At 67.7% G+C, this 17,353-nt stretch carries 17 protein-coding genes; 6 read left to right on the top strand and 11 right to left on the bottom strand.

Features of this window, described 5'->3' with window-relative positions:
* Nucleotides 1-110: 110 nt before the first annotated feature.
* From AC5P9P_RS17220 to AC5P9P_RS17205, 4 genes are read left to right on the top strand one after another with little or no spacing between them, the layout of a single operon-like run.
* The gene (locus tag AC5P9P_RS17220; RefSeq protein ID WP_353949711.1) at nt 111-1,007 is read left to right on the top strand and encodes an ABC transporter ATP-binding protein; all 897 of its coding nucleotides are present in this window, start codon (nt 111-113) and stop codon (nt 1,005-1,007) included.
* Nucleotides 1,004-1,786: an ABC transporter permease gene (locus tag AC5P9P_RS17215; protein ID WP_353949710.1), complete on the top strand. Its 783-nt coding sequence runs from the start codon at nt 1,004-1,006 to the stop codon at nt 1,784-1,786. The genes AC5P9P_RS17220 and AC5P9P_RS17215 overlap by 4 nt, the downstream gene beginning before the upstream one ends.
* A gap of 6 nt (nt 1,787-1,792) precedes the next feature.
* Nucleotides 1,793-3,007: a sensor histidine kinase gene (locus AC5P9P_RS17210; RefSeq protein WP_033833589.1), complete on the top strand. Its 1,215-nt coding sequence runs from the start codon at nt 1,793-1,795 to the stop codon at nt 3,005-3,007.
* Nucleotides 3,004-3,606, top strand: a complete 603-nt coding sequence (locus tag AC5P9P_RS17205) for a response regulator transcription factor (RefSeq protein WP_005407733.1) — start codon at nt 3,004-3,006, stop codon at nt 3,604-3,606. The genes AC5P9P_RS17210 and AC5P9P_RS17205 overlap by 4 nt, the downstream gene beginning before the upstream one ends.
* 625 nt (nt 3,607-4,231) lie before the next feature.
* Here AC5P9P_RS17205 and AC5P9P_RS17200 read toward each other — a convergent pair.
* From AC5P9P_RS17200 to AC5P9P_RS17160, 9 genes are all read right to left on the bottom strand, one after another.
* Nucleotides 4,232-4,768, bottom strand: coding sequence for a cytochrome b (locus AC5P9P_RS17200; RefSeq protein ID WP_353949709.1), 537 nt, complete (start codon nt 4,766-4,768; stop codon nt 4,232-4,234).
* Nucleotides 4,765-5,868: a catalase family peroxidase gene (locus AC5P9P_RS17195; protein ID WP_495232980.1), complete on the bottom strand. Its 1,104-nt coding sequence runs from the start codon at nt 5,866-5,868 to the stop codon at nt 4,765-4,767. The genes AC5P9P_RS17200 and AC5P9P_RS17195 overlap by 4 nt, the downstream gene beginning before the upstream one ends.
* Nucleotides 5,869-6,004: 136 nt before the next feature.
* A complete protein-coding gene (locus AC5P9P_RS17190) occupies nt 6,005-7,372 on the bottom strand; it encodes a leucyl aminopeptidase family protein (RefSeq protein WP_033833591.1) in 1,368 nt (455 codons plus the stop codon).
* Nucleotides 7,373-7,375: 3 nt separating this feature from the next.
* On the bottom strand, nt 7,376-8,095 hold the full coding sequence (locus tag AC5P9P_RS17185) for an HAD family hydrolase (RefSeq protein ID WP_033833592.1): 720 nt from the start codon (nt 8,093-8,095) through the stop codon (nt 7,376-7,378).
* Nucleotides 8,096-8,126: 31 nt separating this feature from the next.
* Entirely contained in the window at nt 8,127-9,236 is a 1,110-nt protein-coding gene (locus AC5P9P_RS17180) for an AI-2E family transporter (protein WP_005411982.1), read from the bottom strand.
* Nucleotides 9,237-9,303: 67 nt separating this feature from the next.
* Entirely contained in the window at nt 9,304-9,765 is a 462-nt protein-coding gene (locus AC5P9P_RS17175) for a hypothetical protein (protein ID WP_005411983.1), read from the bottom strand.
* Entirely contained in the window at nt 9,762-10,232 is a 471-nt protein-coding gene (locus AC5P9P_RS17170; RefSeq protein ID WP_033833594.1) for a phage holin family protein, read from the bottom strand. The genes AC5P9P_RS17175 and AC5P9P_RS17170 overlap by 4 nt, the downstream gene beginning before the upstream one ends.
* Before the next feature lie 8 nt (nt 10,233-10,240).
* Nucleotides 10,241-10,606 carry a hypothetical protein gene (locus AC5P9P_RS17165; protein ID WP_004153835.1) on the bottom strand — a complete coding sequence of 122 codons (366 nt, stop codon included), beginning with the start codon at nt 10,604-10,606 and terminating at the stop codon, nt 10,241-10,243.
* A 101-nt stretch (nt 10,607-10,707) separates the two neighbouring features.
* Complete coding sequence (locus AC5P9P_RS17160) at nt 10,708-12,141, bottom strand: Do family serine endopeptidase (RefSeq protein WP_012478904.1); 1,434 nt, start codon at nt 12,139-12,141, stop codon at nt 10,708-10,710.
* A gap of 491 nt (nt 12,142-12,632) precedes the next feature.
* Between AC5P9P_RS17160 and AC5P9P_RS17155 the strand changes: the two genes are divergently transcribed.
* Complete coding sequence (locus AC5P9P_RS17155; RefSeq protein ID WP_495232979.1) at nt 12,633-13,526, top strand: histone; 894 nt, start codon at nt 12,633-12,635, stop codon at nt 13,524-13,526.
* Between the two features lie 107 nt (nt 13,527-13,633).
* Nucleotides 13,634-14,326: a hypothetical protein gene (locus AC5P9P_RS17150; RefSeq protein ID WP_010486925.1), complete on the top strand. Its 693-nt coding sequence runs from the start codon at nt 13,634-13,636 to the stop codon at nt 14,324-14,326.
* A gap of 15 nt (nt 14,327-14,341) precedes the next feature.
* Here AC5P9P_RS17150 and AC5P9P_RS17145 read toward each other — a convergent pair whose 3' ends face one another.
* Nucleotides 14,342-14,701, bottom strand: a complete 360-nt coding sequence (locus tag AC5P9P_RS17145; RefSeq protein ID WP_032130337.1) for a DUF1428 domain-containing protein — start codon at nt 14,699-14,701, stop codon at nt 14,342-14,344.
* Between the two features lie 91 nt (nt 14,702-14,792).
* On the bottom strand, nt 14,793-17,195 hold the full coding sequence (locus AC5P9P_RS17140; RefSeq protein ID WP_033833596.1) for a S9 family peptidase: 2,403 nt from the start codon (nt 17,193-17,195) through the stop codon (nt 14,793-14,795).
* Nucleotides 17,196-17,353: the final 158 nt, after the last annotated feature.

The following is a 17,353-nucleotide window of genomic DNA, read 5'->3' as shown; positions in this document are numbered from 1 at the left end:
CACAGCGATGACGGCAGTGACAGCTGTCATCCGATGACACTGACGGCGGCAACTGCGAAATGTGACCACGGCGGCACAGGATGGCAACGTCCCCGCTACCGGTACCGCCCATGGATCCGATCGCCCCGTCGCTGGCCCGCCTGCAGCAGGTGCAGGTGCGCTACCGCGACCATACCGCCCTGCAGGGCATCGACCTGCAGGTCCGCGCTGGCCAGGTGCTGGCATTGCTGGGCCGCAACGGTGCCGGCAAGAGTACCGCGATCAGCGTGCTGTTGGGCCTGCGCCGCGCCGATGCCGGCCAGGTCGAGCTGCTCGGTGGCGACCCGCAGCAGCGCAGCAGCCGCCTCGGCCTGGGCGTGATGCTGCAGAGCACCAGCCTGCCGCCGATGCTGCAGGTGGACGAACTGGTGGCGCAGGCCAGCGCCTGCTATCCGGACCCGATGCCGCTGCAGGAGGTGCTGCAGCGCGCAGGCCTGCAGGCACTGGCAGGCCGTCGCTACGGTCAGCTGTCCGGTGGCCAGCAGCGCGCGGTGCAGTTCGCCATCGCGCTGTGTGGTCGCCCGCGCGTGCTGTTCCTGGACGAGCCCACCACCGGTCTGGACATCCAGGCGCGGCAGGCGATGTGGCAGGCGATCCGGCAGCTGGTGGCCGAAGGCTGCGGCGTGCTGCTGACCACCCACTATCTGGAAGAGGCCGAAGCGCTGGCGCAGCAGGTGGTGGTGCTGGAGCAGGGCCGGGTGCTGGCCGACGCACCGTTGAGCGAGCTGCGCCTGTCCGATCGGCCGCGCCGCATCCGCTGCCGCAGCGTGTTGACTGTTGAAGACGTACAGCAGTGGCCGGGCGTGCAGCAGGTGCAGCGTGATGGCGAGCACCTGCAGTTGATGGCAAGCCCGGCCGAGCCGGTGGTGGCGCGCCTGCTGGCCGCCGATGCACAGCTGCGTGAGCTGGAAGTACAGGGCGCGGCACTGGCCGACGCTTTCCTCGACATGACCCGGGAGGCCGCATGAACACGATGACCCGTACCGGCACTACACCCGCGCCGGTATCGGCGTGGCGCCAGGCCTTGCGCCCGTACGGCGCTGAACTGGTGGCCGAGCTGCGCCGCGCCTGGCGTACACCCGCCTTCGCGGTGCCTTCGCTGCTGTTCCCGGTGCTGTTCTACCTGTTGTTCGGCGTGCTGTTGGGCCGCGGCCATGCACCGCTCTACCTGCTGGCCACCTACTGCGTGTTCGGTGCGATGGCCCCGGCCCTGTTCGGCTTCGGCGTGCAGCTGGCGCTGGACCGTGAAGGCGGCCTGCTGACCCTCAAGCGAGCGCTGCCGATGCCGGCGGCGGCACCGTTGCTGGCGCGACTGGCGATGGCCGTGATGTTCGCGTTGCTGGTAGCCGCCCTGTTGATCGGGGTGGCGCGCGCGCTGGGTGGCGTGCAGCTGCAGGCAGTGCAGATGCTGCAGCTGCTGGCGGTGGCGGGCCTGGCAGCGCTGCCGCTGGGGGCGATCGGCCTGCTGATCGGCGGTCATGTCAGTGCCAGCGCGGCGCCGGCGATGGTCAACCTGGTCTACCTGCCGCTGGCCCTGCTGTCGGGCCTGTGGCTGCCGTTGTCGGCGCTGCCCAAGGTGTTCTCGATGATGGCACCGCTGTGGCCAACCTGGCATCTGGCGCAGCTGGCGCTGCCGGTGGTCGGGCTGCCGTCGGTGGGCAGCATGGCTGGCCACCTGCTGGTGCTGCTGGCGGTCACGGTGGTGGCGCTGCTGCTGGCGCGCCGCCGCCTGCGCCGGATCGGCTGAACTGGCATGATCGGCAGCGATCATTCCCGCCTGGATTCTTCCGTGTCGTCGAGCTGGCTTGCGTCCCTGCTGCGCCCCGCGCCGGACTCGGCGGTGGCCGACCTGCTGCGGCGTGGCAAGTCGCCCTGGAGCGGTGCGATCCACCTGCTGTGGTCGGTCTGGATCTTCCTCACCCCGGTGCTCGGCAATGGCTTCACGGTGCGCTGGCTGCTGCTGACCGTGGCCAGCTATCCGCTGTTCCTGCTGCTCTATGCGAAGGTGATGCTGGCGCCACGGCACCACGCATGGCGCTATGCGCTGGGCATGATCCTGATGGCCCTGGTGCTGCTGCCGTGGTATCCGTCGGGACTGAGCTACTTCGTGTTCGGTTGCGTGATGATCCGCATGAGCAGCCGTGGCGGCTGGTGGGTGTACCTGTTGCAGCTCACCGGCCTGAACCTGTTGTTCTGCGGCGCTGCGCTCTACGTGGGTTATCCGTGGCAAGCCATGGTGTGGATGCCGGCCGTGTCGTTCATCGTCGGCCTGGTGGTGAACGTGGAGGCCTTGAGCCATCAACGGGACGTTGCCCTGCAGCTGTCCCAGGACGAGGTGCGGCGGCTGGCCACTACCGCCGAGCGCGAGCGCATCGGCCGCGATCTGCATGACCTGCTGGGCCACACGCTGTCGCTGATCACGCTGAAGCTGGAACTGGCGCGCAAGCTGTACGACCGTGATGACGCGCGCGCGCGGCAGGAGATCGGCGAAGCCGAGGCGATCGCCCGCGAGGCGCTGGCCCAGGTGCGCAGTGCGGTGACCGGCATCCGCGCCAGCGACCTGGCCGGCGAGCTGGCCTCGGCGCGCCTGCTGCTGGAATGCCAGCAGGTACACCTGCAGTACACACCGCCGCCGCCGATGCCGGTCGACGTGGAACGTGGGCTGGCGCTGGTGCTGCGCGAGGCTGCGACCAACATCGTGCGCCACGCACAGGCGACCCGGGTGCAGGTGGATTTCATGCTTGAGGAACGACAGTTGGCGATGCAGATACGCGATGACGGCCGCGGTGGCGTACAGGCCGAGGGCAACGGATTGTGTGGCATGCGCGAACGGGCGATGGCGCTGGGCGGCCAGTTGTCACTGCAGTCGCCGCGCGGAGAAGGCACGGTAGTGACCGTGCGCGTGCCACTGGTGGCCGCGACCACGCCGCTGTCGCCAGCGTCATTGGCACGGGATGGTGCCGCATGATCCGCATCCTGCTGGCCGAAGACCAGGCGATGGTGCGCGGTGCATTGTCGGCGCTGCTGGGCCTGGAGCCGGACATCGAGGTGCTGGGCAGCGCTGCTGACGGCGAGGCGGCGTGGCGCATGCTGCAGCAGCTGCAGCCGGACATCCTGGTCACTGACATCGAAATGCCTGGCCTGTCCGGGCTGGAACTGGCCCAGCGCATCGCCCGCCACGAGTTGCCGATCAAGGTCGTGATCGTGACTACCTTCGCCCGTGCCGGCTTCCTGCGCCGCGCGCTGGAAGCGGGCGTGCTGGGCTACCTGCTGAAGGACGCACCGGCCGAGAACCTGGCCGATGCCCTGCGCAAGGTGAAACAGGGCATCCGCGCGATCGACCCACAGCTGGCACTGGATGCGTGGTCGCAGGCCGACCCGCTGACCGACCGCGAACGCCGCGTGCTGCGGCTGGCGGGCGAGGGCCGTACCGCCAGCGAGATTGCCGAGCAGCTGGGGTTGTCGCATGGCACGGTGCGCAATTACCTGTCCGAGTGCATCGGCAAGCTGGGCGTGGCCAACCGGATCGAGGCGTACCGGCTGGCGCGGCAGAAGGGATGGTTGTAGCGGCGCCCAGCTGTTCCCAATGATGTCGTTTCCGCGACCGCGGGTGGGTGTCACTTTCTTTGCGCGCAAAGAAAGTAACCAAAGAAACGCTCCGCCGGCCGCGAGCCGGCGTGCTTCGCACGCCGGTGCCCTGCGCTCCTCGGTCCGTCGAGGGACGGCGCGGGAACTCGCTGCGCTCAGACACCCGCACCTCTTCGCCCTCGCCGGACCTGCGGTGCTCGGCTCGCTCAAGGCGGACTTGAAGGGCAAGATCAACAACAAGAGCATTCACGCGCGGCGTGGATCTACGGGGTGCAGCTTTTGCCTTTGACGTCGGGTCCGCCTTTTAGCGAGCCGAGCATCGCAGGGGAATCAGGGGCGTAGAGGCGCCGATGTCTGAGCGCAGCGAGTTCGGCGCCGTCCCCTGATTCACCGAGAAGCGCAGGGCACCGGTGCGCAGCACCGGCTCGCGATCTGGCGGCGTGTTTCTTTGGTTACTTTCTTGATGGCGCACATCCATGTGCGCCACCCTACGGGCCGGCTACGCCGTTCCACGCTGCTCCTGCAGCGTGGTGCACGAGCAAAGAAAGTGACACCCACCCGCGGTCGCGGAAATGACATCACCGGGAACACCCGGCGAACCCGATCAATCCTTCCCGCGCGCCATCGCCTGGAACACGCCATCCCGCCGCACCCACCAATGGAACAGCGCCGCCCCCACATGCATCAGCACCGTGGCGAACAACACATACGCCAACAAGCTGTGCGCATTGCGCAGCGCGGCATACAACGCCGGGGTGTGCGGCACGATCGGCGGCAGGTGCAGGCCACCCCACAGCACGATCGGGTAACCGCCGGCCGACAGCATCGCCCAGCCGATCAACGGCATCGCCAGCATCAGCGCATACAACATCCAGTGCGAGGCCTTCGCTGCCAGCACCTGCCAGGCGGGCAGGTCGGAAGGCAGCGGCGGCGGGCGATGGCGCAGCCGGTTGTACAGGCGCAGCAGCACCAGCAGCAGGATCGCGATGCCCAGTGGTCGGTGCAGGTCGATCAGCATCGGCCGCAGGTGCAGCGAGGCGACCATGGTCACGCCGATGAACAGCATGGCGATGATCATCAGCGCCATGGTCCAGTGCAGCACCCGCGCCAGCAGGTTGAAGTGGCCGTTATGGGTGTTCATCGCGCGGCCTCCTTCGGTTGCTCGACGTTGCCGCTGGCGCGCTCGCGCTCGCGGCGGTTGAATGACTGCGAGTACACCGCAGAGCGTGCGGCCAGGATCGGATCGTCACTGCCGCGCACGCCGCTGGGCAGGATCAGCGGATCGAAGTTGATCTGGCCGCACGCGCCTTGTTCCTGCGACTGCATGCGGTCCAGGCTGAGTACGCCGGCCACCACCTGATCACGCGACTCTGGCCACGGCACCGATGGATCATCGATGGCATCGCCGGGCGCGGCGGTAGTGACGACCAGGTTCCAGCGCACCGGGCCGCTGGCCAGGCGCTGCTGCAGTTCCTGGCTGAGGAAATCGACACTGGCCTGCTTGCGCGTTTCCGCATCTATCTCCACCACCGGCGCCTGCGGCTGCCAGCGCCAGCGCACCGCACGCTTCTGGCCCTGCGCGTTGGTGAACCAGAAGCTGTTGACGCTGTTGAAGGTGGTGTCGGCCCAGCCGCTGGTCCACGGCGCCGTCCTGGCCCACTGCTGGAACGCCTGTGCACTGGGGTATTTCGCCAGCACCGCGGCCATCTTCTGCGGGTCGGGCTTGCCGGTGGCCGGGTCGGGAATGGAGGCGCGCGTCTGCTCGTAGAACGCCTCGGCATCGGGCACCGCGAAGAACGGGAAGCTGTTCATCGCCATGCGCCATTCCTGGCCGTCATCGCTGACCATCTGCACCGCCAGGCTGCGTACGCGCGCGGTGTTGTCGGCGCCGTAGGGATCACCGCCGCCGATCGACAGGCGGCCCATCACCGGCACGCGGCGCTGCGAGAAAACCCGTGCACTGGATAGGGTAGGGGCCTGTGCACTGGGTTCGAACCAACCGCTCACGCAGATGCCCTTGCTGTGCGCCCGGCGGAACCCGGGATGTGCCGGGCCGGTGGCTTCGATGGTGTCGGTGAAGCGCTGCGCGGTCAGGCGGCCGCCAATCCAGCCGGCCAGCCAAGCGAAGGCCAGCGCGACCGCACCCAGGATGAGTGCGATCAGTGCGATCCAGAGCAGGGGTGAATGCTTGCGTGGCGCGCCCGGCGTCTGGCCAGCGCGGGTGTAGCGAAAGAGCGACATGGTCGGAGTCCTGCCTTCACGGAGCGTGTGGGTGGTCGACCCACACATCCTCGCAGAACCCGGCCGGGGCCGAAATTCAATTTTTCGTCAGATTTTCCGGGGACGGCGTGCCGACCAACGGTCGGCACCCACCCGATCAGCTGTAGCGCTGCTTCAGCATCGCCCACGCCGAGCGCAGCGCCAGCGCTTCGCCACCGGCCGGACGACCCGGGCGCTCGCCGTCGTTCCAGGCATACACGTCCAGGTGCGCCCAGCGCTGGCCGTCTTCCAGGAAGCGTTCCAGGTACAGCGCGGCGGTCACCGAGCCGGCCATGCGCGAACCGGCGTTGGCCAGGTCGGCGATGCCGCTGCTCAGGTAGCGCAGGTAGGGGCGCCACAGCGGCATGCGCCAGACCGGGTCGCGGGTCGCGTCACCGGCCTGCAGCCACTGCTGGGCCACCGTGTCGTCGTTGCTGAACAGTGCCGGCAGGTCCGGGCCCAGGGCGATGCGCGCGGCACCGGTGAGGGTGGCGAAGTCCAGCACCAGGTCCGGTTTCTGCTCACCGGCGAAGGTCAATGCGTCGCACAGGATCACGCGGCCCTCGGCGTCGGTGTTGTCGATCTCCACGCTCAGGCCCTTGCGGGTGGCGATGACCTCGCCCGGACGGAACGCATCGGGGCCGATCGCGTTTTCCACTGCCGGCACCAGCAGGGTCAGGCGCACCGGCAGCCCGCGCGCCATCACCAGGCCGGCCAGGGCCAGTGCGTGCGCGGCGCCGCCCATGTCCTTCTTCATGTTGCGCATGCCGTCGGCCGGCTTGATGTCCAGCCCGCCGGTATCGAAGCACACGCCCTTGCCCACCAGCACCAGTGCCGGGTCGGTTTCCCTGCCCCAGCGCAGCACGACCAGGCGCGGCGCACGATGCGAAGCGCGGCCCACGGCGTGGATGGCCGGGAAATTCTGCTTCAGCAGTTCGTCGCCGGTAATCGCCTCGACCTGCGCACCATGTGCGTCGGCCAGCGCACGCGCGGCGTCTTCCAGCTGCTGCGGGCCCATGTCTTCGGTCGGGGTGTTGACCCAGTCGCGCACGCGCAGGCTGGCGGCGATCAGGTCGGCCACTTCGCCGGTCGGCGAGGCCACCAGCTGCGCCGGTGCGCGGTTGCGCTTGCGGTAGCGGTCAAAGCGGTAGCTGCCCAGGCCCCAGCCCAGCTGCAGCAGCGCCAGTTCGGCGGCCGGCAGTTCATTGGCCAGCTGCCAGACGCTGCCTTCCGGCAGCGCGTGCGGCGCATGCGCATAGCTGTAGGCATCGGCACGATCACCCACGCCCATCACGGCACCGGCCAGGCCATCGGCGCCCGGTAGCAGTGCCACGCTGTGGGCGCCGGCGTTGAAGCCCTGCGATGCCAGCCACGCCTGCGTGGCAGCCGGCTGGCTGTCCTTCCAGGCGGTGAACTGCTCGCGGTCCAGCACGTACAACGGCAGCGCCGCAGCGGTGTCGGCGGTGAAACCAGTGATCTCGCTCATGCGTCAGGTACTCCGGGGTGCGGCGGCGTCGAGGTTGGCATCCAACCAGTCGGCCAGGCCGGTAAGGGTGTCGAACTGCAGGTCCGGCTGCAGCTGCGGATGGGTCCAGGTGGCTGCGTCGCGGTTGATCCAGCAGCCGCGCAGGCCGGCGGCAATCGCCCCGGCCACGTCCATGTCGACATGATCGCCGACGTGCAGCACCTGTGCCGGCGCCACACCCAGGCGGGTGCACGCGGCATGGAAGATGCTGGCTTCGGGCTTGGCCGCGCCGTGTTCGCGCGAACCCAGCTGGAAGGCGAAATGATGGGCCAGGCCGATCCGCTCCAGGTCGGCGTTGCCGTTGCTCAGCGCCGCCACCGGTACCCGTGCGGCAATGCGCGCCAGCGCGTCGATCGCATCGGGATAGCACTCCACCTGGTTGCGCGCGGCGTAGAACACTTCATACGCAGGCTCCAGCAGATCGAGGCTGGCACCGCTGGTGCGCAGTGCTTCGTGCAGGGTCAGCCGGCGCAGCGCACTCAGGTCGTGGTGGAGGTGCGGATGGGCGTGGTACAGCCGCTCGCGCAGTTCGCGCATCGCCTCCACCGGATACATCGCGGCGGTAGCGGGGCTGTGTTCGCACATCCAGGCGTGCAGGACCTGTTCGATGCGGGCGCCGATCGGAGCGAACGGCCACAGCGTGTCGTCAAGGTCGAGGGTGATGGCTTGGACGGGGAAATTCACCCCGCCATTCTACCCCTGCCCGCGCGGGCTTTCATTCCAGCAGGCGTGCCCAGCCCTGCATGCCGTCCAAGCGTGCCAGCACCAGCTTGATGCACACCAGCAGCGGCACCGCCAGCAGCAGCCCGATCATGCCCCAGGCCCAGCCGAACACCATCAGCGCCAGGATCAGCACCAGCGGCGACAGCTTCATCCGACGACCCAGCACGATCGGGGTCACCATCTGCCCTTCCAGTGTGTGCAGGCCCAGGTAGGCGGCCGCTGGCAGCAGGGCCTGCAGCGGGTCGCGGAACTCGACGAAGCCCATCAACAGCATCAGCGCCACGCCGATCAACGGACCCACATACGGCGCAAAATTCAGCAGCGCGGCCACCGTGCCCCACAGCAGCGCTTCCTGCAGGCCGATACCGAGCAGCATCAGCACGCCGGCGAACACCAGCCCGACCAGAGTGTTGATGACGCTGATGGTCAGCACGTAACGCGAGACCTCGCGTTCGATCGAACGCAGGATGTCCGTGGTGAAGCGCTGCTGCTGGCGGTTGGGGAACAGGGCGATCGCCGCGCGCTGCAGGCTCTGCCCGTAGATCATGAAGAACAGCGTCAGCAGCACCACGGCCAACACCGAGGCAGCCAGCCGCGGCGCACGGGTCAGCATGCGGTAGGGGTCGTCCAGCTGGGTACGGATCACCTGCACCTTGTGGTTGCTGTCACCGCCGGCCACACGGGCGAAGTTTTCCGCCGCTTGGTTGGCCTGCTGCACCGGCTTGGTCAGGTCCTGCACCTGGCGGGCGACCTTGCGCAGCTGCTGTGGGGCTTCCTGCGCCCATTCCATTGCCGGGCCGATCAGCTGCACGGCGAGCGAACCGGTCACGCCCAGGCCCGCACCGAGGATCAACAGTGCGCCCAGCGCGCGCGGAATCCACAGCTTCTGCAGCAGGCGCAGGATCGGGTTGCCGACCAGGGCGAAGAACATCGCCAGCAGCACCGGCAGGATGATGTCCTGCGCGGCCCACAGCGTGTAGCCCACCGCCAGGGTCGCCAGCACCACCAGCGACATCGGCCCGCGCGGGCGCGACGGTGGTGGCAGCGCTGCCTCTGGCTCGTCGGGGCCGGCCGGTGGCGGGGACAGGAGGGACTCGCTCATCGACGCATCAACCGGAAAGGGGAGCGCATTATCCGCCGGCCGCGATCGGCGCGGCGGATTCCATGGATCAACGTTCGGACAGCTCGGTGGCCGCTTCGGCCGGACGTGGTCCGCGCAGGTCCGGTTCTGGCTCCGGCACGGAGCGTGGTGCCGGTGCCGGCCGTGCTCCGGCAGCGGAGGCCGCTGCCTGTGCCTGCTCGCTGGCATCGTCGGCTTCTTCGGCCGCATCGTCGGCGGTGGCCGCAGCCTGCGCCGCCATCGCCGTGGCGAACGCCGCCTGCGCACTGGCGAACAGGTTCGAGACCGAACCGACCATCTGCAGCCAGCGGGCACCGTTGACCTTGCCCGGTACCTCCAGCTTGCCGGCGATGAAGCCACCGGCAAGGCCGACCACTACGATGCGCAACGGCGACCAGCCCTGTCGCCACACCTGGCCGAGGGTGGACCAGTGGTCCTGTGTCTCGCCCAGACGCACGGTCACCACCTGTTCGCAGCGCTTTACCCGCCGCTGCAGCGCGCCGAACTTCATGGCTTGCCCTCGGGCAGCTGCACGCCGGCATCAGGGTCGTTTTCGCTGGGTTCGTCAAACAGGCCCAGGCGTGACAGCTGACGCCGGGTGGCGTGCATGCCGGTGTGGTGGAAGAAGTAGGACACCCGCCAGATCGCATAGCCGGTGACGGCCAGGCTCAGCAGCGAGGTGATCAGCAGGGCCTGCAGCCAACTCAGGCCCCAGCTCTGTAGCAGCGCGATGAGGGTGGCGGCCATCAGCAGCCACGCCGATGCACCAAACACGATCGCCACGCCGGCCCAGGCCAGCGCACGACCGAATGCGCTGCGCGCCAGTGCGAAGTCGGCCGAGGCCAGCCGGCGCAGTGAACGCAGCGTGTGCTTGGCCGAATCGGCAGCGGCACGACCGGCCGCGCCGACCTGGCGGATGCTCTCATCCAGCGGCGGGGTGGCCGCCGGATCAGGCGCTTGCGTGTTGTCTTCGCTCACGCTGCGGCTTACTTGTCGCTGCTGCCGCGGGCCAGCTTGGCGATGATCCAGCCGGCTGCGAAAGCGACGCCGAACGAGGCCAGCGGACGTTCGCGGATCAGTTCGGCGGCGCTGTCGATCAGGTCCTTGCCCTTGTCCATCAGCGCATCGACCTGTTCCTTGGCGGCGGCACCGCCGAACTCGGCGGCGGCCAGGCCGGACAGTGCACTGTCGGACAATTCAGCCTTGACGTTGGCCTTGCCGATGCGAAGCTCGTCGGTCGCTGCACCGGTTGCACCCTTGATCGCACCGCCGGCGGCCGTAGCGGCCTGCTTCAGGTGGGAACCGGCTTCACCCAGGTGTTCCTTCAGGTTCTCGGTATTGGTGGGGCTCATCGAATCACTCCTGTTGCGATGGGGGAACGGGAGTCGGCGGTGCCGACCTGGACTGACAGCAATAGCATTGCCGGGGTATAGGGGGTGTTACGGCAGGGCGATCAGCGCATCACGAGCTGGCCCTGCTGCTGGCCATTGTTGCGCAGCACGCGCAGCACCAGCGTCGGCGGGCGCTGCTGGAAGTTGGCGCGCCAGCTGGCCAGGTCGGCGAATTCACCGACGGTGGCATCGGTGATGATGTCGCCCTGCTGCAGGCCGTTGCTGGCGGCGCGGCTGCCGCGCTTGACCTCGCTGACCAGCACGCCGCTGGCGCCCGACTGGCGCAGCGACTCGGGCAGGTCGACGAAGGTGGCCCCGCCCAAGCGCGGGTCCAGGCTGTCGCCGGTGACCGCGCGTGCCTGTTCCTTCAGCGTCGCCTTGATCTGCAGCGGCTTGCCTTCGCGGCGTACGTCCAGCGTCATCGGGCTGCCGACCGCCGCCAGGCCTTCCACGTTGTGCAGGGCTTCGGCGCTGTCCACGCGCTGGCCATTGGCCGACACCACCACGTCGCCCGGCTTCAGGCCGGCGGCGGCGGCCGCCGAACCGGCCAGCACGCGGGTGATCAGCGCACCGCGGGTTTCGCCCAAGCCCAGGCCCTGCGCGATCTGCGCGGTCAGGTTCTGGCTTTCCACGCCCAGCGTGCCGCGCACCACCACGCCGTGCTTGACCAGCTGGTCGACCACGCTGCGCGCCAGGTTCGAGGGAATCGCCAGGCCCAGGCCGATGTTGCCGGCCATGCTGCCCTGCGGGTTGAAGCTGGCAGTGTTGATGCCGACCAGCTGGCCCTGCAGGTCGACCAGCGCGCCACCCGAGTTGCCCGGGTTGATCGACGCGTCGGTCTGGATGAAGTTCTGGTAGCCCAGCCCGCGGATGCCGCTGCGGCCCACCGCCGAGACGATGCCCGAAGTGACCGTCTGGCTGAAGCCGAACGGATTGCCGATGGCCACCACGAAGTCGCCCACCCGCAGCTGGTCGCTGTTGCCGAGCTTGATGTCGGTCAGGTTCTGCGCCGGAATGCGGATCAGCGCGATGTCGGTATCGCGGTCCGAGCCGAGGAATTCGGCCTTGACCGTGCGCCCGTCGGCCAATGTCACCTGTACGTCATCGGCGTTGTCGATGACATGGTGGTTGGTCAGCACCAGGCCCTCCCTGGCGTCGATGATCACGCCCGAGCCCAGCGATTCGTTGATGCGTTCCTGCGGGATGTCCGGGAACAGGCGGCGGAAGAACGGGTCGTTGAAGAAGGGATTGCGTACGCGCACCACCTGCTTGGTGTTGACGCTGACCACGGCCGGCATCGCCTTCTCCAGCATCGGTGCCAGTGACGGAACCTGCTGCCCGGCCACTGCGGCTGGCAGTGCCGCCATGGTCGGCACCACCGCTGGAAGCGGAGCGGCATCGGCACGGTTGTCCAGGTGGGCGTTGATGCCGGTGGCAACGAAGCCACCGAAGGCGGCGGCGATTGCGAGCGTGAGCAGGGTAGGTAGCGGTCGCATGGGAGTCGGTTTGCTGGCGGGAATGGGGGCGGTTCGGCTCTACGGTAAAACAAGCTGAATGAGTGTGTCGCGATCTGGATAAATGCGCCATGAAAACCGCGCGTCGGGAGCGCGGATCGCGACGACCAGCGCTGGGCCGGTGACGACAGCGGAGGCGGCGCCCGGCTGTGTGCGGACGTCAGCCGCAGGTCGCGCGGATACAGGACGATACTTGCGCAGTTCTGCGCATCCCGGTGCCGCGACGCGCCATATTGCATGCCTTCCGCGGCATCCGGGCGGGTGCACACAACCAAGGCCTGTCACGACGCGGATCATGCGGCGCAGCACTGAAAAAAAGGGGTTTCCTGTAAACACGGTGTGCCTGCAGGGATGGTCGACTACACCATCGCCGTCGCAGCAGATGCGATTGGTGGCGCATGCCCCGTTCCACGATCGTCAATGTCGGTATAGCATCGCCCCGTTTTGATACTTAAGGCCCCCAGGAGGGCAACATGAGCAACGGTAATGGTGTGTCGGTCGTGACCGACGCTGTCGAGAACGTCAAAGAAACCGCCACCAACGTTGGCGAGACCATCGCCCACGCTGCCGAAGACGCAGTGAAGTCGGTCAAGAAGACCGTCAAGCGCGCCACCAAGGCTGCCGGTACCCGCGTTGCCAAGGCCAAGAAGGCCGTGGCCAAGGTCGAGAAGACCGTTGCCAAGAAGGCCGAAAAGGCTGCCAAGTCGGTCGGCAAGACTGTTGCCAACGCCAAGAAGAAGCTGGAAGCGGCCAAGAAGAACGCCAAGGCCGAAGCCGCTGCCCTGAAGAAGGAAGTGGCCAAGAAGAAGGCCGCTGCAGGCAAGGCTGTGACCAAGAAGGCCGCCGCTGCCAAGAAGACCACCAAGGCCGCCACCAAGGCTGCCGGCAAGAAGGTCGCCACCGTGAAGAAGGCTGCCACCAAGAAGGCCGCCGTCGCCAAGAAGACCGTTGCCAAGAAGACCGCGGCCGCCAAGAAGGTGGTCGGCAAGAAGGTCGCCACCGCCAAGAAGGCTGTGGCCAAGAAGACCGTCGCCACCAAGAAGGTCGCTGGCAAGAAGGCCGTGGCTGCGAAGAAGGTTGTCGGCAAGAAGGTTGCCGCCACCAGGAAGGTCGCCACCAAGAAGACCGCCGCCGCCAAGAAGGTTGTCGGCAAGAAGGCTGCTGTGGCCAAGAAGGCCGTCGGCAAGAAGACCGCTGCTGCCAGGAAGGTTGTCGGCAAGAAGACCGCCGTTGCCAAGAAGGCAGTTGGCAAGAAGGTTGCCGCTACCCGCAAGACGGTTGCCAAGAAGGCTGCCCCGCTGAAGAAGGTCGCCGCCAAGAAGGCTCCGGCCAAGAAGGCCGTGCGCAAGGCCGCCAAGCGCAAGTAATCGCGCCGTGACCAAAGGCCCTGCCACCCACCGGGTGGTGGGGCCTTTCGCGTTTCCGGGACACTGTCCGGGGCAAGATGCAGGTTCTTTCCGCTGGAGCCCCGGGCATGCGCGGTATCGACTTCAGTTCCTGGCAGGGCGTGCTGTCCACCTTGGCCGGCCTGGTCCTGATCACCCTGCTGGGCGTGGGTATCCGCCTGCTGGTGATGCAGACCCTGCAACAGCGCCGCGAACGCGAGAACCGGCAGATCAACGAACGGCTGCGCACGCTGATGGCGGCCTACAAGACCCTAGGCGGTTCGTTCACCGGCGAACTGGGCGTGGATCCCAGCCATCGCCGCGACCTGCGCCAGCGCGAAGATGCCGAAGGCATCGCCGAACCCCGCTCGGATCGCGCGCGCCGCATCCGCGATGCCGTTGAAGCGGCGTTGTCGGACATCCTGCTGCTGGGCACCGACGAACAGGTGCGGCTGGCCGCGCGTGCCGCCAATGAACTGGCACAGGGGCGGCCGGTACATACCCACGAACTGGTGGTCTCGCTGCGCGACTTCGTGCGCGAAGCGCTGGATCTGGCGCCGATTCCGGCCGACCTGCAGATACCGCCGCAGGGGCCGACCCGGCCGGGTGGCGCCAGTGGCGGCGGCAAGGGCCGCAACGAGGGCGATGCCAAGGGCGGTCGTGCGGGTGGAGGAGGTGGCGGTGGCGGAATGGGCGCTGGCATGGGGGGGGTCGGCCTCGGCGCCGGCGCCGCTCTGGGCGCCGGCCATGCGTCTGCCAGCGATGAAACGGACGCGCGCTGAGCACGTCCGCCCGGTTCAGCGCGTCAGCTCGTAGAGCGGCACGAAGCCGCCGTAGATCATCCGCGCGCCGTCGAACGGCATCGGATTTGTCGCCGGATCAAACCTTGGGTCTTCCATCATCTTCTTCATGCCGGCGTCGCGGGTCGGCTTGTCCGGCCATTCGATCCAGGAAAACACCACCGTCTCGTCCGGCGTGGCTTTCACTGCGCCGAAGAAGTCGGTGGTCTTGCCGTGCGGCACGTCATCGCCCCAGCACTCGACCACGCGCAGCGCGCCGTATTCGATGAAAACGGGATCTCCTGTGCGTGCGTGGGCGAGGAACTTCTCCTTGTTGGCGGTGGGCACCGCCAGGACGAAACCATCGATGTAGCTCATTGCCTGCCTCCGGATGGACCGTGCCGCATGCACGGCCTTCAAGTACCCGACGAACCAGGGCGTCGTGGATCGACATCCTGTGTGCGCCTGTTCAGCCCGGGCCACCGGGCAGCGGCGCCAGCACCGTATCCGGTGGCTGCTGGCCGGCCAGGTGGCGCACGAAGTAGTCCCACATGCGGTGCGTGTAGGTGGCGTCGTTGCGGAACAGTTCGTGGTCCTGCCGGGCCAGGTACAGCAGGTCGTAGCTGCGCTGGGCCTTGTTCAGGGCGGCGGCCAGCTGCAGGGTCAGCGCCGGTGGCGCGTTCTCGTCCAGTTCGCCATAGACCAGCAGCAGATGCCCGCGCAGGTTGCCGGCCAGTGCCGCATTGTCGAGCCCGGCAAAGGGCGCCGGCACGCCTTCGGCAGTGGGCGTGGCCGGCAGCACCCCACCGAACAGCCGGTCCATGCCGTGCAGGGCGCCGCCGTACATACCCTGGAAATTGTGGCTGCCAGCCGAGGCCACGCCCACCTTGTAGAACGTGGGATAGCGCAGCAGGGCGCGCGCTGCACTATAGCCGCCGAACGAATGCCCGTAGATGCCGACCCGCTCCAGGTCGATGCCCGGGTAGCGTTCGCCCAGCTGGCGCAGCGCAGCCACATGGTCATCCAGCTGTACATCGGCGGCGCGCAGGAAGCTGCTGTCATGGAACGCCTTGTCGCGGCCACCGGTGCCGCGCGCATCGATGCTGACCACCATGAAGCCGAGTTCGGCCAGGCTGGCGCGGGATACCGGATTCAGGGCAGACACCGCCTCGGCGTAGGTCACCGGCGCATTGCTGATGAAGGAACCACCGTACATCGCGTCGATCACCGGGAAGCTGCCATCATCGCGATAGTCGCGGGGCAGGTAGACGGTGGCGAAGATCGGCGTGCGTCCATCGGCGGCCAGCAGCCGTTCGCGCCGTGGTGCGCGCCAGCCGGCAGCAACGATCGCGCTGTCATCGGCTGTTTCCAGCACCATCACTTCACGTCCGTCGTCGCTGGCGCGCAGCACCGTGCGCGGTGGCTGTTCCAGGCGCGAGACCGTATCCACCAGGTAGCCACCGTGCGGTGACAGTGCCTGTGGCGCGCGTCCGCCGAACAGGGCACCGGTGCCCGCATCGGCCATGTGGTCGCTGCCATCGGCGGCCAGGCGCTGGATCGGACCGCCCTGCAGCGATACCCGGTACAGGCCGCGCACGTAGGGGTCGCCACCGTCGACGCCACCGGCGCTGAAGTACGCCCAGCCACCCGCAGCGTCCACACCCAGCAGGTCACGCACCACCCATTTGCCGCGGGTGAGCTGGCGCAGCACCTTGCCATCGGACAGGCGCACCCGGTACAGATGGCCCCAGCCATCGCGCTGCGAGAACCACACGGCGGTGTCCTGCCCGGGCAGGATGGCCACCGCTGGCCGGTTGTAGGAATACACGTTGAGCTGGAGGCGAGTGTCGCTGGCTTCTTCCACAACCGTGCGCAATGCACCGCTGTTGGCATCGATCTCCACCAGGCGCAGCCTGCGCGGCGTGCCGAAGTGCGCGATCACGGCATATAACCGATCGCCGTCCCAACCCAGGATGCCGGCCTCACTGAGCGTGTTCCAGCCCTCGGGCAGCGCGATGTCATGCTGCCTGCCGCTGGGGATATCGATCACATACAGGCTGTCGCATACCTGCTGTGCATCGCCCAGTACCCCCAGCTTCACGGTATGCACGCGCGGCCGCGCGCTGTGGGTCGGGCTGCTTTCCAGATAGGGATAGTCCTGCAGCGCGCGCTCGTCGTAGCGGATGCCGGCTGCGTAACGGCCATCGGGTGACCAGCTCACCGCAAACGGTCGTGCCGGCATCCGGCCCTGACGGCGTGGAATGCCGCGCAGGGTGAAGTCCGGCAGTACGCCATAGCCATGCCCAGCTTCACCGCCCTGGGTCAGTAGCTGCGGCGCCGCTCCAGAGCGCTGCAGCCACAGGTTGTGGTCGCGTACCTGCAGCCAGGCATCACCGCCGGGCGACGGCAGTGCATCAGCCGGCGGCAATGCCTGTTGTGCGGCCGTGCACTGCAGGCGTGGCCATTGGCAGTTGATCTCCGCCTCGCCGTTGAACTGCAGGCGCAGGCCATCATCCAGTACCTGCACGTTGTTCAAGCGCAGGCGTGGCCCGCTGGCACCCAGAGGTGCAACTGCGGCGTCCAGCGCATCGGGTTCGAACAGGATCTGGCGCGTAGCCTGGATTGGATCGACCAGTATCGCCTGGCGCCGGCCCTGTGTGTCTTCGCGTTCGTACCAGAAGCGCCCATCGGCCAGCCACTGGGGCAGGACCGATGCATTGCGCAGCGCACCGCGCAGATGACTGTCATGCACGCGTTCGGCGCGCTGGTAGTCAGCCGCCTGCAGCGCGTGCGCAGCATGGATCGGAAACAGGGAAGCGCAGGCCAGGAGGGCGGCGCGAACAGGCATCAGCAGCGGATCGGAAACGTGCAAGGCAACCTCCTGTTGCAGTCGGTGACGAACCACAAATGCACGCGCGCCGCGCGCGTATGCCAGAGACAGCCTGAATCAAGCCAAAAAATTCAGCAATGCGAAGAACGCTGTTTTCAGGGAGCGTTGTGGCGAATAACGGAGAATTTACATTCCCGATG

The organism is Stenotrophomonas sp. YJH_SMC_14-1 (genome assembly GCF_059372275.1).
The sequence above is the reverse complement of the archived record's forward strand: the minus strand, read 5'-3'. Positions and strand labels throughout refer to the sequence as shown.

Bases quoted from the DNA above. Each gene is read 5' to 3' on its own strand.
- AC5P9P_RS17220 (WP_353949711.1), top strand. From the start codon at position 111: ATGGATCCGATCGCCCCGTCGCTGGCCCGCCTGCAGCAGGTGCAGGTG.
- AC5P9P_RS17215 (WP_353949710.1), top strand. From the start codon at position 1,004: ATGAACACGATGACCCGTACCGGCACTACACCCGCGCCGGTATCGGCG.
- AC5P9P_RS17210 (WP_033833589.1), top strand. From the start codon at position 1,793: ATGATCGGCAGCGATCATTCCCGCCTGGATTCTTCCGTGTCGTCGAGC.
- AC5P9P_RS17205 (WP_005407733.1), top strand. From the start codon at position 3,004: ATGATCCGCATCCTGCTGGCCGAAGACCAGGCGATGGTGCGCGGTGCA.
- AC5P9P_RS17200 (WP_353949709.1), bottom strand. From the start codon at position 4,768: ATGAACACCCATAACGGCCACTTCAACCTGCTGGCGCGGGTGCTGCAC.
- AC5P9P_RS17195 (WP_495232980.1), bottom strand. From the start codon at position 5,868: ATGTCGCTCTTTCGCTACACCCGCGCTGGCCAGACGCCGGGCGCGCCA.
- AC5P9P_RS17190 (WP_033833591.1), bottom strand. From the start codon at position 7,372: ATGAGCGAGATCACTGGTTTCACCGCCGACACCGCTGCGGCGCTGCCG.
- AC5P9P_RS17180 (WP_005411982.1), bottom strand. From the start codon at position 9,236: ATGAGCGAGTCCCTCCTGTCCCCGCCACCGGCCGGCCCCGACGAGCCA.
- AC5P9P_RS17175 (WP_005411983.1), bottom strand. From the start codon at position 9,765: ATGAAGTTCGGCGCGCTGCAGCGGCGGGTAAAGCGCTGCGAACAGGTG.
- AC5P9P_RS17165 (WP_004153835.1), bottom strand. From the start codon at position 10,606: ATGAGCCCCACCAATACCGAGAACCTGAAGGAACACCTGGGTGAAGCC.
- AC5P9P_RS17160 (WP_012478904.1), bottom strand. From the start codon at position 12,141: ATGCGACCGCTACCTACCCTGCTCACGCTCGCAATCGCCGCCGCCTTC.
- AC5P9P_RS17155 (WP_495232979.1), top strand. From the start codon at position 12,633: ATGAGCAACGGTAATGGTGTGTCGGTCGTGACCGACGCTGTCGAGAAC.
- AC5P9P_RS17150 (WP_010486925.1), top strand. From the start codon at position 13,634: ATGCGCGGTATCGACTTCAGTTCCTGGCAGGGCGTGCTGTCCACCTTG.
- AC5P9P_RS17145 (WP_032130337.1), bottom strand. From the start codon at position 14,701: ATGAGCTACATCGATGGTTTCGTCCTGGCGGTGCCCACCGCCAACAAG.